Source organism: Hymenobacter properus, from assembly GCF_015694735.1.
Classification (GTDB): domain Bacteria; phylum Bacteroidota; class Bacteroidia; order Cytophagales; family Hymenobacteraceae; genus Hymenobacter; species Hymenobacter properus.
Genome location: NZ_JADQDP010000002.1, coordinates 1,097,351 through 1,111,432 on the forward strand (window position 1 = coordinate 1,097,351; position 14,082 = coordinate 1,111,432).

A 14,082-nucleotide genomic window follows, 5' to 3' on the forward strand; every position below is an offset into this window, starting at 1 on the left:
GCATTGATGACTGCTACGACCGGTTGCGAGAAGTTTCTCGACATCAACCAAAACCCGAACGCCTTCACGGCGGAATCGGTAACGCCCGACGTAGTGCTGGCCCAGGCCCTGACCAACACGGCCGCTATCTACTCTGGCAACACCCCCAGCTACAACAGCTATTCCAGCTGGGCAGTGGGCTACTGGTCCAAAACCAACACCGTCAGCGGCTATGGCGAGGAGCAGACCTACAACTACGGGACTTCCTACTACGCGGGCCTGTTCGACAACACCTACGACAACCTGAATGACTACAACATCATTCAGACTCGCGGTGCGGCCAACTACCCCCGTCACGCTGCTATTGCCCGCATCATGAAAGCCTACGGCTTCCTGCTGCTGGTTGACCAGTACGGTGACATTCCCTACACCCAAGCTTTGCAGGGCGCTTCCAACGTAACGCCAGTGTACGACAAGGCGCAGGACATCTACAAAGACCTGCTGGTGCAGCTCACGGGTGCCATCGCCGACATCAACGCCGCTCCGGCCGGGGCACGCTCGGTAGGTGTTGAAGACGTTGTATTTGCTGGCAACATGACCAAGTGGAAGCAGTTTGCCAACAGCCTGAAGCTGCGCATCCTGCTGCGCGAGTCGCAAACCGGCAACTCGGCTATCGACTCCGACGTGCGCGCCCAACTGCAGGCTCTGCAAACCGCTCCCGACGGTTTCATTACGTCCGATGTAGTGGTGCAGCCCGGCTATGCCCAGAACACGGGCCAGCAGAACCCCTTCTTCACCCGTTACGGCTACACCGCCGCTGGTACCAGCGCCACGGAGCGTAACTACCAAGTGCCCACGCAGTTCATTCTCGACCAGTATACCACCAACAACGACCCCCGCGTGTCGCAGCTCTACACGATGGGCGCCCGGGTAATTGCTGGCGTGAACACCCCCGGCTACGTAGGGGCTGTGCTGGGCGAGGCCAACCCGCCCACTACGGGCACGGCCACGGCCAGCACCCGTCAGGCTTCGCGCTTCCGCGGTGCCGAAACCACTTCGCCCGGCGCAGCTACGGCCGGTGGCATCTTCAAGGGCGTTTCGGCGCCTACCCCGCTGATGCTGCTGTCGGAGCACCTGTTCAACAAAGCCGAGGTTGAAACCCGCAATTTGTTCACTGGCGATGCCAAGCAGGATTTCCTCAATGGCATCAAGGCGTCGTTCATTTACTTCTACCGTGCAGGCACCACGTCGCTGGCTGCCATCAACTCCTCGACGCTGGCCACCACTACGTCGGCTACGCCCGGCGTTACGCAGTACGACACCTACATCGCTGCTAACACCGCCAACCCGCTGGTGAACTATGACATTGCCACCACCAACGGTGCGCTGGGCAAACAGGCTGCTATCATCTTCCAGAAGTACCTGGCTCTGAACTCGGTGGCCAGCACCGAGGCATGGGATGACTTCCGTCGTACCGGCCTGCCCCGCATTCCGCTGCCCGTTACGGCGGCTCAGGGCAAATTCCCGACGCGTTTGCTGTACCCGCTGAGCGAGGCCAGCACCAACTCGGGCAACGTGCCGGCTGGTGTGACGCAATACACCAAGATTTTCTGGGACGTGGTTGACTAACCCGTTTTAGATGCATAAGAAAGGGCTGCCCAAATTGGGCAGCCCTTTTTTGTTGTTACGCAACGTAGCCGGCTTACTTCGCCACAGCAAGCGCCATCTAACTCTGCATCAGGAAACCTTTGATGAACTCGTCGAGGTCGCCGTCCAGCACGTTTTGCACGTCGGTACGCTCTATGCCGGTGCGCAGGTCCTTGATGAGCTTGTAGGGGTGCAGCACGTAGTTACGAATCTGCGAGCCGAAGTCGATGCGCTTTTTAGAGGCTTCCACTTTGTCGCGCTCGGCGTGGCGCTTGTCCATCTCAATCTGGTAGAGGCGCGACTTGAGCATGCGCAGGGCGTGCTCCTTGTTCATGAGCTGGCTGCGCTCAATCTGCACGGCGATGATGATGCCGGAGGGCGCGTGCGTGAGGCGCACGGCGGTTTCCACCTTGTTCACGTTCTGCCCGCCGGCGCCGCCGGCCCGGAACGTGTCCCAGGAGATGTCGGCGGGGTTGATTTCGATGTTGATGGTGTCATCAATCACAGGGTAGGCGAAGACGGAGGCAAACGAGGTGTGGCGCCGGCCGCTGCTGTCGAAGGGGGAGATGCGCACCAGCCGGTGCACCCCAATTTCACTCTTGAGGTAGCCGTAAGCGAAATCACCGTCGATTTCGAGCGAAGCCGACTTGATGCCTGCGCCTTCGCCGGGCTGGTAGCTTAGCTGCTTTACCCCGAAGCCGTGGCCTTCGGCCCACATGATGTACATGCGCATGAGCATTTCGGCCCAATCCTGGCTTTCGGTGCCACCGGCGCCGGGGTTGATTTCGATGATGGCCGAAAGCTGGTCCTCTTCGTCAGAAAGCATGCGCTTGAACTCCAGCGCCTCCACTTTCTGCACCGTGGCGTCATAGTCGGCCTGCATTTCGGCCTCGGTCACCTCGCCCTCCTTGTAGAAGTCGTAGAGCACTTCGGTGTCGGCCAGCGTTTGCTGCACGGCTTCGAAATCATCGGTCCAGGTTTTGATGGGTTTGATTTCACGCAGCGTGGCTTCCGCAGCCTTGGAGTCGTCCCAGAAGCCGGGCGCAGTGGTTTTGGCCTCGTAGGCGGCTAGCTGTTCTTTGCGGGCATCGTAGTCAAAGATACCTCCTCAGGGCCTCAGCGCGGCCCTTCAAGTCCTTAATCTGGTCTTGGGTCATGGGTGGGGAAATAAAGAAAAGCGCGACAGGGTGCAGGGCGCGAAATGCGCAAACACCGCTGCCGGGCAAAAAGTGAAGCGCAAAAGTACCTATTTCTGCGCCGGAAGGTGGAAATAGCTTGGCGCTGATGCCAAACCAAGCCCGACCCGAATGGAACCCGGCGGTTTGGAAAGCTCAGCCGTATAGCTGCCCGGATGAGCGGATGCGGTGCCTAACTTTGTGTATGACAATTGAGGAATTGAAGCAGGATTTTGATTCGGCGCGCATCAGGCACGTTCACTTCAAGAGCCGGCTACGCTCGTACATGTTTGGCAACGGGGGCGAGGAAGGTCCTTTGCGCGACCCCGAAGCCTGTAGCCTCGGCCAGTGGATAGCCGACCGCCTGCGCGGCCGTGGTTCCTACGCGCACCTGCCCGAAGCGCGGCAGTTCGACCGCCAGCACGTACTCATGCACCAGGAAGCCAACCGTTTGATGGACTTGCAAGCAGCGGGGCGTACCGACGAAGCCAGCGCGGGCCTTGGCACGGTGCAGGCCATTGCCGACGAAATGCAGGCCCTTCTGCAAACAATGGAAGCCAAGATGCGTAGGGAGGCCTAAACCACGCGCCCGGACGCCTTTGCATGAAAATTACGCTTACCACCAAGCTCTTTGCGGGATTTGTGCTGCTGCTGGCGTTGTTTGCGGTGGTGGTGGTGTTTTACTACCAACTGGCCGGGCAAGTGCTGCGCAACTCGCAGCGGGTAGAAGCCTCGCAAAAAATAACGAACCGGGCGTCGAACCTGCTACGCAACATCATCGACATGGAGACCGGCTTCCGGGGCTACCTGCTCATTGGCAATGAGCAAACCCTGGAGCCTTACTATGATGGCGAACGGCAGCTCATCGGGCGTTTTTCGGAGCTGCGCGACTTGGTACAGGACTCGCCCGAACAGATAAAGCTGATTGAGCAAACGCAGCGGCTTTTTCAGCAATGGTCGGGCTACAGCCACCTGATGGTGGCCGAAAAGCGCGAAGCCCGTCGCCGCCTGCCTGCCCAGACGGGCCTGGATGGCCTGGCCCATCGGCGGCTGACCGAGGGCCTGACCGGCAAGCAGGTGATGGACAACATCCGGGAACGCTTGGCGGCCTTCGAAAGCCGCGAATCCGACACTCGCGCGCGGCTGCGCCACGAACTGGACGCCAGCATTGTGCGGGCTGAGTGGTTGTCGGCAGGGCTGGCCATTGCGGCGCTCATACTGGGACTGCTGTGGGCCATTTACATTGTGCGCGTGTTCAGTCGCCGCCTGCGCAGTATGCTCGACCTGGCCCGGCGCATGGCCGATGGCGACTACACCAGCCAGATTCTGGATACCGAACAGGATGAGGTGAGCGAGCTGACCTCGGCCCTGAACGTGATGGCCCGCACCGTGGGCGCCAACATCAGCCAGCTTGAAAACCGCAACCAGGAGCTCGACCAGTTCGCCTACGTGGTATCGCACGACTTGAAAGCACCCCTGCGCGGCATCGAAAGTGCCTCCCGTTGGATTGAGGAGGACATGGGCACCGAGCAGCTACCGCCCCACATCCGTGAGTTTCTGGGGCTGATGCGGCAGCGCGTGCACCGCATGGAAAAGCTCATTACCGGCATTCTGGACCTGGCCCGCATCGGCCGGGTGGCGCAGGCCGACGAAACGGTATTTGTGCGCACCCTGCTGCGCGAAGTCATCGACACGCTGAATCCGCCGCGGGGCTTCAAGGTCGAGCTGCCGTTCTTCCTGCCCACCCTCACCACCAATGCCGTGCAGCTGCAGCAGGTGTTCACCAACCTCATCAGCAACGCCATTAAATACCACGACCACCCCGAAACCGGCGTCGTGCACATCAGCTGCGACGACGCCGGCGACTTCTACCTTTTTTCCGTGGCCGACAATGGCCCCGGCATCGCCCCGGAGTACCACGACCGTATTTTCGTCATCTTCCAGACCTTGACCGAGCGCGACACCATTGAAAGCACGGGCGTGGGGCTGGCCATTGTGAAGAAAATTGTGGAGCGCCAAGGCGGCCGAATTGGCGTGAAATCGGCGGAAGGCCAGGGCGCTAAGTTCATCTTCACCTGGCCCAAGGTGCCGCCTAAAGTCAAAAAAGCCGGCGCGACGGTGGCCGCCACTGCCAGTTCTTCCGTATCTGTTGCTACCTAACGGCCGCGTTCGACCGTTCTTGCGGGCATATTCCCGCGTTGATTAGTGCTTAGCTTATGTCCGCCGATTATCCCACGCCCAGCATTTTGCTCGTGGAAGACGACCAGATGGACGTCATGAACGTGCAGCGCGAATTGCGCCGCCAGAATATTGATGTGCCCCTCATTCATGCCCGCAACGGCCGCGATGCGCTCAAAATGCTGCGCGGCGAAGGCGGCGAGCCTAAAATTGCCCGTCCCAGCCTAGTGATGCTCGACATCAACATGCCCCGCATGAACGGCTTGGAACTGCTCGAAGTGCTGCGCTCCGACCCCGAGTTTGTGAGCCTGAACGTGTTCATTATGACGACTTCCGACCTGGAATCGGACCGCCTCAAAGCCCAGGAGCTGGCCGTGAGTGGTTACATCATCAAGCCGCTGAGCTTTGACAAGTTTGGCGAAGGCGGCACCAGCGTCGACGGCTTTAGCCTCTTTCTGGACTTGTTGAAGCTGAAAAACTAGCTTCTCGCGCCATTTTTCAGCTTTCTACAGCAGCCGAAAGCCCATGCGATGGTGTGGGCTGGGCCCGTGCGTGCGAATGGCCTGGCGGTGCTGCGCCGTGGGGTAGCCCGCGTTCTGTGCCCAGCCGTACTCCGGAAATTCGGCCGCCAGCGCGCTCATGTAGTCGTCGCGAAACGTTTTGGCGAGCACCGATGCGGCGGCAATGTTGCGGTACAAGCCGTCGCCCCCGATGATGCAGGTGTGCTCATAGCCGGGCAGCGGCCGAAACCGGTTGCCATCTACCAGCAAATGCTCGGGGCGGATGCTGAGGGCAGCCACGGCGCGGTGCATGGCCAGGTAGCTGGCCTGCGCAATGTTGAGACTGCTGATTTCGGCTTCCGATGCCTGGCCCACGGCCCAGGCCACCGCTTCGGCACAGATTACGGGCCGTAGGGCCTCACGGCGCTTGGCACTGAGTTGCTTGGAATCGTTGAGAAAGCGCGGGTTAAAATCGGGCGGCAGGATGACGGCGGCGGCAAAAACCGGGCCCGCCAGGCAGCCCCGCCCGGCTTCGTCGAGACCCGCTTCGAGGGCAAAGCCGGAGTAATTGGCAAGTAGCATATCGAATAAAAAACGCGCGGAGCGCAAATCCAGCCCAAAATAAAGGCTGGATTTGCGCTCCGCGCGTTTTAGCGCGTCGGACAGCTTAGTGGCGGCCGGCGGTGCTGCCCGTGTCCGCGGTCGGGTCATTTTCGCCCCGGCGCTGGCCCTGGCTGTCGCGCGGGCCTTCATCAAGTTCCGAGTCTTCGTCGGTGGTTACGTATTCGTTGGTAACGGGGCCGAGGCCGTTAGTGTTCTGGGCCAGGTCGGCTTCGGCCTGGGCATGCTTGAGGTTGAACAGCGGGTCGTGCTCGTCTTGCTTGGAGTTTTGGTTGGGCTTCGAATTGGACTGGGCCATGGGAGGGTAGGTGCCGGCCGGGATGTGGGCGGCCGGGGTACCAGGTGGTACGGTGGCGGCCGGCTTCGGGTTGAAAGCGCCGCCGTGGCGGACGGCTGAAACCAACAAAAAAGGCCGCCGCACAAGTGCGACGGCCTTAAAGTGGCGGGTCCGGCTTAGAGGTGTCTACCCCACCTGTTCAGCCAGAGCGCCGCCGCACGAGAGGTCCTTCCTTTCCACATTTCCAGCCCGTGCGGGGGTACTTATGGGTCAAAGATACTAGGCTGGGAGGGCCGAGCGCAAGATTTTTTGGATTAATGATGCCGATTAGTCGCCCAACGAAACCTTTGACACGGCGGATGACGGCATCCAGACGACGATTGACCGGCCGCCCCGGCGTGCTCCGGCGTACTTTTACGCGCCCTTTTATCGCTTTTTCGCTATGTCATTACCCGCTGCGCCTAACGTTGACGAAACCCACAACCCCTGGCAGACCCTCAGCACGGAGGTGAAGTACCACAACCCCTGGATTTCGGTGCGCGAAGACCAGGTGCTGAACCCCAGCGGCGGCCGCGGCATCTACGGCGTGGTGAGCATGAAAAACAAAGCCATTGGCATCATCCCCCTCGATGCCGAGGGCAACACCTGGCTGGTGGGGCAGTACCGTTACGCCTTGAACGAGTACAGCTGGGAAATTCCGATGGGCGGCGGCCCCGTGGCGCGCGACGTATTGGAATCGGCCCAGCGCGAGCTAAAGGAAGAAACCGGACTGCTGGCTGCCCGCTGGACGCGCATTGCGCGCCTGCACACGTCGAACTCCGTGACGGATGAGGAGGGTTTCGTGTTCCTGGCCGAAGACCTGACCCAGAGCGACGTGGAGCCCGAAGAAACCGAAGACCTGCGCCTCTGGAAGCTGCCGCTGGCTGAGGCCGTGCGCATGTGTATGACCGACCGCATTACAGACGCCATCAGCGTGGCGGGCCTGCTCAAGGCCGAGCGTGTGCTAGCGGAGCGAGGAAAATAGGATAGGAAACCCATGTCATCCTGAGCGGAGCGAAGGACCTTCTCAAGTCTGAGCAATTAATGTTCTAACGTCTGTAGGTCCTTCGCTCCGCTCAGGATGACATGCGAATCACCAATAACCTACCTTTGTGGGCATGCGCCATCTGCTTCGTTATATCGGCCAGCGCCTCTACACTACGTGGGCCACATTCTGGTTTGTGCTGCCGTTTGTGCTCACGTTTCCCATCCAGTGGTTTTATAGCCGCCGGCCGGGGGGCGAATACGTGGTGCACGCCATCAACCGCTGGTGGTCGTGGCTGTCCATCACCATGTGGGGCGTGCCCGTAGAAGTGGTGCGCGAAACTACAGCGCCGAACCCGCAGCCTTGCGTGTACGTGTCGAACCATGGCTCGTACATCGACATCATGATGATGTTCAAGTACATTCCGGGGTTTCTGAACATGATGGGCAAGGCCTCGTTAGCTAAAACGCCCGTGTGGGGCCCCATTTTCGGCCGCGTTTACATCACCGTGGACCGGGCCAGCGCTGTGAGCCGGGGCAAAGCCATGGTGCAGGCCAAGCGCAGTCTGGCGGCGGGCAAAAGCATCGCCATTTTTGCCGAGGGTCGTATTTCGCCCTTGCCCGGCAAGGAACTGCTGCCGCTGCTGGATGGCGCCTTCCAAATGGCCATCGAGGCCGGGGTGCCCATCGTGCCCGTAGGTCAGCCCCTGAACCACATGTTCATGCCCGATGTGAAGGGCAGCCTGCGCGTGCGCTACCACCGCCTCAAAATCGTTTTCCACAAGCCCATCCCCACCACAGGCCTCACTCTGGCCGACATCCCGGCCCTGAAGGAGCGGGTAGCAGCCCTGCTCACCGGCGATTTTCTACCCGAGGGCGCCGTGAAACCCGGCCCAAGTACTTGGCGCAACCCCGCCAACGTTGTGGCCGAAGAAGCGCCGCAAGGCGTCAACTCTTAACTTTAAACTCATAACTCTTTACTCAATATGAGCACTGACCTTGGCACTCTGCGTGGCCTGGCCCACCTGGCCCGCCTCGAATTTGACGCCACCCGCGAGCAGCAGATGCTCGGCGACCTGAACAACATCCTCGACTTCGTGGCCCAGCTCGAAGGCCTCGACACGACGGGCGTGGAGCCGCTGGTGCACCTCTCGCAGGAGGTGAACGTGCTGCGCGACGACGAGGCCCGCAACACCGTGAGCCACCAGGATGGCCTGCGCAATGCCCCGCGCAAAGATTCGGACTACTTCCGGGTGCCCAAAGTGCTGGAATAGTTGAATCCGAAACCTGCTTCGACGCGCACCTGGCGGCCCAGCTGGCTGGGCGTGCTGGCCACGCTGGCCGTAGGGCTGGCGGTTTTTTATTATTTCACGGGGGCCGACAGCACGCTGCCCATTCAGCTGGTGCCGCATCTGCAGCCCGTGCCGCTTACGCTGGAGCAAGTGGCGGCTGGCCCGGTGCAGCTGCCCGTACAGGTGAGCGGCTACGCGGTGAGTCTGACACATGACGTGGCCGGGCCATTTACACAGCCTGTGGCGGCGGCTATTTTCCTGGCGCTGCTGGTGGTGGCACTGGCGGGCTGGACGGCGGCCGTGAGCGCGCTCGCGCGCCTGCCCTTCGTGGTGGGCATGGTCCCGGTTATTTTCCTGCTGCTCTCCCTTAATACCGAGTCGCTGGGAATTTTCAATACCAGCGAGCGGTATTTCCTGTACGTGATGCTAGCCCTGATAGGAGGGGGGGCTTACGTGCTACACGCCTTTGCCGAAAATATGTCCCTGGCACGGCGTGTGGGGGTAATGGCCGGTGTAGTAGCCATTGTGTGCGGCGTACTATTCTCACAAAGCCAATTGTCGGCTTCCGAAACGGTGCTGCAGCTGGCGGCTTATGCCACGCCGGGTGGCGCGGTGCTGGTGGCGCTGGTGGTGCTGTGGGTAAGCGTAGAGAATATTCGGGGGCTGCTGTGGTTCAACACCCAGGCCGAGCAGCCGAGCGGCCGGTTTGGGTTTTGGCCCTTCGCGGCGGTGAGCCTGCTGTACCTCGGTGTGCTGTTTTTGTACGTGTGGAATGGCAGCGTGCCCCTGCTAGCTGGACTAGAACTCGACCCGCTGGTGATGCTGCTGCCGGCCGCGCTGGCTGGCGGGCTGGGTTTGCGTCTGCGCGCGCCCAGCTATGCAGCCTGGGTGCCCTATGCCAATGCCCGCGTGCTCTACGCGTTGGCCGTAACGGCTGCAGCGGCCGCGCTGGCCTATGCATTTGCTACCGATAACACGCCCCTGCTAGCGGCAGCCCGCAGCTTCAGCGGGCAGGCGCTCCTGCTAGTCGGTGGTTTGTTTTGGTTGTATGTGCTCATCAATTTCATGCCGCTCATCGAGCAGCGGCTGCGGGTGTATCGGGTGGTGTTCGAGCCGCGCCGGTTACCGCTTTATGTAGTGTACGTGTTGGGCATTGGCGGGCTGATTGCCATTCAGCTGCGCACGGGCTACCCGCTGCCCGACCAGGTGCAAGCCGGCCAATACAACAACCTCGGCGACCTGGCTCGCCAGCAAAGCGAGGCCGAGCCCGACCAGCTGGGCTTGGCCGGCCTGGCCGAGCGTTACTATGCCGAAAGCGGCGACGTGCTCTACCGCTCCAACCTGCACGCACAGTTTGGCCGGGCGGCGCTCTACCGCTTCCGGCAGCAGCGCGGCAACGAACTGGTGGCCCTGAATCGGGCCCTGCAGCGCGGCACCAACGAGAAAGTGTCGCTGCGTCTGGCGGCCCTCAACAGCGCGCCCGAGGATTTATTCAATGGCCTCGATATTCTGCGACGTGGGCTGAAAGCCCAGCCGCACAGTGCCGCCCTAGCCGGCGACCTGGCCCAACTGTTCACCCAAACGGCTCTCAACGATTCCGTCGGCTTCTACCTCGACCAAGCCGAGCGGCTGGCGCCGGGCAGCTACTCCAGTCGCACCAACCAACTAGGCTTCCTGATAAGCCAGAACCTGCTGGACGTGGCGCAAAAGCAGAAACCGGGCAGCAACCCGGAAACCGAGCCGGCCCTGGCTGCGAACCAGCTGCTGCTCGGGCTGCTCACGAAGCCCGCGAGTGCTGCTAGCCCGGCAACGCCGACGGTATTGAATGATGCCACGTTTGCGCAGCTCTATCACCAAACGCTCACCAACATTCGCCTTCGCAATCATCTAAGCATCCAACAGCAGCTACCCCAGCTCGCCAAATTGGCCGCTGCCGAAGCAAACGCCCCCTACGCGGAGCAGCTGCAGTTTCTACAGGCGCTGGGGCGGCACGCGCTGGGCCAGGAAATGGCGGCGCGGCAGCTGCTGTTGCCGCTGGCGGCGGGCACCTCCGGCACGGCGAGTTACTTCCAGCAGCTGCTGGGGCTGTGGCAGCTGCAGCAAGGCCAGTACGCCACAGCTGCCGACCAACTGGCTTTGGCCGCCTCGCACGGGGCCGGACTGGCACCAGAGGCACGTACTTATGCTTTGGCGCTGAGCGGGCAATTGGATTCAGCTCAGGCAGTGGCCAGCCGCTTGACTAGCTCCCCCGATACCGCCTCGCAAAAAGCTGGGCGCCGCCTGCAAGCGCAGCTAGCCAGCGGCAAACTTACCTTGGATGGTTCGCCTGCCGAACGACTCGGTAACAATTGGCTGACGCAGGCGCAGCAGGCTGAGCAAGCCCGAAACGCGGGAGCTGCCACTAAAAATTACCAGCGCATCGTGCGCGAGGCTCCGTTCAACGAGCCAGCCATTCTGGCTGCAGGACGCTACTACACGGCCCAACGAAACTTCACCGCGGCTTACGAAGCGCTGCGGGCTGGGCTCGATGAAAACCCGGCTTCCTTGCCGCTGTTGAGGGCTTACGTGTTGGCGGCTGCTGACGCGGGCCTGACCGAATACGCAGCTGATGCGCTGGCCGAGTTGCAACGTCGGCTGCCAGCGGCCGCCTATGCTACTTTAGCAGCGGAATATGCGGCGCACCGGGCGGCCCGGGCTGCGGCTTCCGATGCCTTTTCCGTTGCTCCCACCATTCCTTCTCTGCAATAAGTTCTTCGCGCCATGAATTCCAACGTCATCGAAACCACGGACATCGCCAAAAATTACGTGATGGGCACCGAGGTTATTCACGCCCTGCGCTCGGTCAGCATCCAGATTCCGCGCGGCGAGTACGTGGCGTTCATGGGGCCGTCGGGCTCGGGCAAGTCCACGCTGATGAACATCGTGGGCTGCCTCGATACGCCCAGCAAAGGGCAATACATCCTCAACGGGCAGGACGTGAGTCGCATGAGCGACAACCAGCTGGCCGAGGTGCGCAATAAGGAAATCGGTTTCGTGTTTCAGAGCTTCAACCTGTTGCCACGCGCCTCGGCCCTCGACAACGTGGCCTTGCCGCTCATCTACGCCGGCCTGAGCAAAAAAGAGCGCAACGAGCGCGCCCTGGAGTCGCTCCGGTCGGTAGGCCTGGCCGACCGCGCCTCGCACCGGCCCAACGAGCTTTCGGGCGGGCAGCGCCAGCGCGTGGCCATTGCCCGTGCCCTCGTCAACAACCCCAGCGTGCTGCTGGCCGACGAACCCACCGGCGCCCTCGACTCCAAAACCAGCCACGAAATCATGGACCTTTTCGAGGCACTGTACTCGAAAGGCAACACCATCATTATGGTGACGCACGAGGAGGACATTGCCCGCTACGCCCACCGCATCGTGCGCCTGCGCGACGGACTGATTGAGACGGATGAGGTGAACCACGAAATCACCCGCCACGCCGTGGCCGGGCACTAATTAAGTCTTAAGCTGAAAAAGCCCGTCGTGCAGAGCGCAGCATCTCTACCGCAGCAGTAAATAAATACTCTAGCAGTAGAGATGCTTGGGGTGCGCTCAGCATGACGCTCTAAAATCCATTCCTGCACCGCATGAAAATCTACACCAAGACCGGCGACAAGGGCCTTACCTCGCTTATTGGGGGCACGCGGGTGCCCAAGAGCAGCTTGCGCATCGAGAGCTACGGTACCGTGGACGAGCTGAACGCCCACATTGGCTTGGTGCGCGACCAAGAGGTGAATGCCGCCCGCCGGCCCTTGCTCAAGGAAATTCAGGACCGGTTGTTTACCATCGGCTCGGCTCTGGCCGCCGACCCGGAAAAGTCGCGCATGAAGCTGCCTGACCTGCACGCCGCCGATGTGGAACTGCTGGAAGCCGAAATGGACCGCATGAACCTGGATTTGCCCGAGTTGCGCGCCTTCATTTTGCCGGGCGGGCACCCGGCTGTGAGCCACGCGCACGTGGCCCGTTGCGTGTGCCGCCGGGCCGAGCGGCTAGCCATTCACCTGGGCGAAGAGTCCTTCGTAGCCGAATTAGTGGTCGTGTATTTGAACCGCCTGTCCGATTTCCTGTTTGTACTGAGCCGGGCCATGGCCCACGAGCTGGGCGTAGAAGAAGTGACCTGGCAGGCACGACTTTGACCGAAACGGTGTCTGGCTGATAGAGCCAGGCTGCACGCATCGGGCGTGCCTCGATATTCTCCGTATAACTTACTGGTGCTTAGCAGCACTTCTGCACTCCCCCCTAAAATCCCACCCACTCATAGTTTCCTGAACGCACTCGCTCATGATTGACATTCTTCCGATTCGGACCCAGACCACCACGGCTTCGCGCCTGTCGCAGGTCAACCTCTCGCAGCTGGAATTCGGCAAAGTTTTCGCCGACCACATGTTTGTTGTTGATTTCGTCAACGGCGAGTGGCAGGAGCCCCAGATAGTGCCCTACGGCGACATGGCCGTGAGCCCGGCCAACTCGGCCCTGCACTATGGCCAGGCCATTTTTGAGGGAATGAAGGCATACCACCAGGCTGACGGCGGCGTGGCCCTGTTCCGCCCGCTCGATAACTGGGCTCGTCTCAACGCTTCGGCTGAGCGCATGTGCATGCCCACCATCCCGGAAGAGCTGTTTATGCAGGGCCTGCGCGAGCTGATTAAGCTCGACGCGGCCTGGGTACCCACCGAGCCGGGTTCGGCGCTCTACATCCGGCCCTTCATGTTCGGCACGGACGGCCTGCTGGGCGTGCGCCCTTCGGATACCTACCGCTTTATGATAATTACCTGCCCGGTGGGCTTGTACTTCAGCAAGCCGCTGCGCGTGCGCTTCGAGCAGAAGTACGTGCGCTCGGCTGAGGGCGGCGCGGGCTACGCCAAGAACGCCGGCAACTACGGCGCGGCCATGTACCCCACCAAAGTGGCCCAAAACGAAGGCTACAACCAGCTCATCTGGACCGATGCCTCGCAGCACCAGTACGTGGAGGAGTCGGGCACGATGAACGCCATTTTTGTGATGGACGGCAAGGTGGTGACACCCGCCCTGAGCACGAGCATTCTCGACGGCATCACGCGCCGCAGCGTGCTGGAACTGGCCCGCGACATGGGAATGACCGTGGAAGAGCGCAAAGTGGGCAGCCGGGAGGTGATGGACGCCCTGGCCGCTGGCAAGCTCCAGGAGGCTTTTGGTGTGGGTACGGCTGCCACCATCGCGCCCATTGCCACCATCGGCTACGAGGGACACGACTACGACCTGCCCGCTACCGATTCCAACGCCTTCTCGAAGCGCGTGGCCGCGGCCCTGGATGCCATCCGCACCGGCGAAGGTGCCGACGTGCACAACTGGATGGTGCGGGTGTAGCCATTCGTCATCCTGAGCGC

Annotated in this window: 14 protein-coding genes; 11 read left to right on the top strand and 3 right to left on the bottom strand. The window is 61.3% G+C overall.

Translation table 11 applies throughout. The features are described from left to right. Nucleotides 1-6 precede the first annotated feature (6 nt). Nucleotides 7-1,608, top strand: a complete 1,602-nt coding sequence (locus I2I01_RS10815) for a SusD/RagB family nutrient-binding outer membrane lipoprotein (RefSeq protein ID WP_196286451.1) — start codon at nucleotides 7-9, stop codon at nucleotides 1,606-1,608. A gap of 97 nt (nucleotides 1,609-1,705) precedes the next feature. Here I2I01_RS10815 and prfB read toward each other — a convergent pair. Continuing rightward, nucleotides 1,706-2,783, bottom strand: a protein-coding gene (prfB, locus tag I2I01_RS10820; RefSeq protein ID WP_196286452.1) for a peptide chain release factor 2 whose coding sequence is annotated in 2 segments (ribosomal slippage) — nucleotides 1,706-2,722 and nucleotides 2,724-2,783 — 1,077 coding nt in all. Because the reading frame shifts where the segments join, the coding sequence is not laid out codon by codon here. Nucleotides 2,784-3,006: 223 nt separating this feature from the next. On the opposite strand from prfB, the gene I2I01_RS10825 reads away from it, so the two are divergent. From I2I01_RS10825 to I2I01_RS10835, 3 genes are read left to right on the top strand one after another with little or no spacing between them, the layout of a single operon-like run. Further along, complete coding sequence (locus I2I01_RS10825) at nucleotides 3,007-3,381, top strand: CZB domain-containing protein (protein ID WP_196286453.1); 375 nt, start codon at nucleotides 3,007-3,009, stop codon at nucleotides 3,379-3,381. Between the two features lie 23 nt (nucleotides 3,382-3,404). Next, nucleotides 3,405-4,961 carry a sensor histidine kinase gene (locus tag I2I01_RS10830; RefSeq protein WP_211537906.1) on the top strand — a complete coding sequence of 519 codons (1,557 nt, stop codon included), beginning with the start codon at nucleotides 3,405-3,407 and terminating at the stop codon, nucleotides 4,959-4,961. A gap of 56 nt (nucleotides 4,962-5,017) precedes the next feature. Beyond that, nucleotides 5,018-5,461 (top strand): response regulator, encoded by a 444-nt coding sequence (locus I2I01_RS10835; protein WP_196286454.1) that lies wholly within the window; start codon nucleotides 5,018-5,020, stop codon nucleotides 5,459-5,461. A gap of 24 nt (nucleotides 5,462-5,485) precedes the next feature. Here I2I01_RS10835 and I2I01_RS10840 read toward each other — a convergent pair whose 3' ends face one another. Further along, a complete protein-coding gene (locus I2I01_RS10840; RefSeq protein ID WP_196286455.1) occupies nucleotides 5,486-6,061 on the bottom strand; it encodes a ribonuclease HII in 576 nt (191 codons plus the stop codon). 85 nt (nucleotides 6,062-6,146) lie between these two features. Further along, nucleotides 6,147-6,398 (bottom strand): hypothetical protein, encoded by a 252-nt coding sequence (locus I2I01_RS10845; RefSeq protein ID WP_196286456.1) that lies wholly within the window; start codon nucleotides 6,396-6,398, stop codon nucleotides 6,147-6,149. 421 nt (nucleotides 6,399-6,819) lie between these two features. Between I2I01_RS10845 and I2I01_RS10850 the strand changes: the two genes are divergently transcribed. The 7 genes from I2I01_RS10850 (at nucleotide 6,820) to I2I01_RS10880 (ending at nucleotide 14,062) form a co-directional block, all read left to right on the top strand. After that, the gene (locus I2I01_RS10850) at nucleotides 6,820-7,401 is read left to right on the top strand and encodes an NUDIX domain-containing protein (RefSeq protein ID WP_196286457.1); all 582 of its coding nucleotides are present in this window, start codon (nucleotides 6,820-6,822) and stop codon (nucleotides 7,399-7,401) included. Nucleotides 7,402-7,534: 133 nt separating this feature from the next. After that, nucleotides 7,535-8,359, top strand: coding sequence for a lysophospholipid acyltransferase family protein (locus I2I01_RS10855; protein WP_196286458.1), 825 nt, complete (start codon nucleotides 7,535-7,537; stop codon nucleotides 8,357-8,359). Between the two features lie 27 nt (nucleotides 8,360-8,386). Then, entirely contained in the window at nucleotides 8,387-8,674 is a 288-nt protein-coding gene (gene gatC, locus I2I01_RS10860) for an Asp-tRNA(Asn)/Glu-tRNA(Gln) amidotransferase subunit GatC (protein WP_046245219.1), read from the top strand. Further along, nucleotides 8,675-11,440, top strand: a complete 2,766-nt coding sequence (locus tag I2I01_RS10865; RefSeq protein WP_196286459.1) for a tetratricopeptide repeat protein — start codon at nucleotides 8,675-8,677, stop codon at nucleotides 11,438-11,440. It begins immediately after the preceding gene. 12 nt (nucleotides 11,441-11,452) lie between these two features. Then, nucleotides 11,453-12,172: an ABC transporter ATP-binding protein gene (locus I2I01_RS10870; protein WP_196286460.1), complete on the top strand. Its 720-nt coding sequence runs from the start codon at nucleotides 11,453-11,455 to the stop codon at nucleotides 12,170-12,172. Nucleotides 12,173-12,303: 131 nt separating this feature from the next. Continuing rightward, nucleotides 12,304-12,852 carry a cob(I)yrinic acid a,c-diamide adenosyltransferase gene (locus I2I01_RS10875; RefSeq protein ID WP_196286461.1) on the top strand — a complete coding sequence of 183 codons (549 nt, stop codon included), beginning with the start codon at nucleotides 12,304-12,306 and terminating at the stop codon, nucleotides 12,850-12,852. 145 nt (nucleotides 12,853-12,997) lie between these two features. Then, the gene (locus I2I01_RS10880; protein ID WP_196286462.1) at nucleotides 12,998-14,062 is read left to right on the top strand and encodes a branched-chain amino acid aminotransferase; all 1,065 of its coding nucleotides are present in this window, start codon (nucleotides 12,998-13,000) and stop codon (nucleotides 14,060-14,062) included. Nucleotides 14,063-14,082 lie beyond the last annotated feature (20 nt).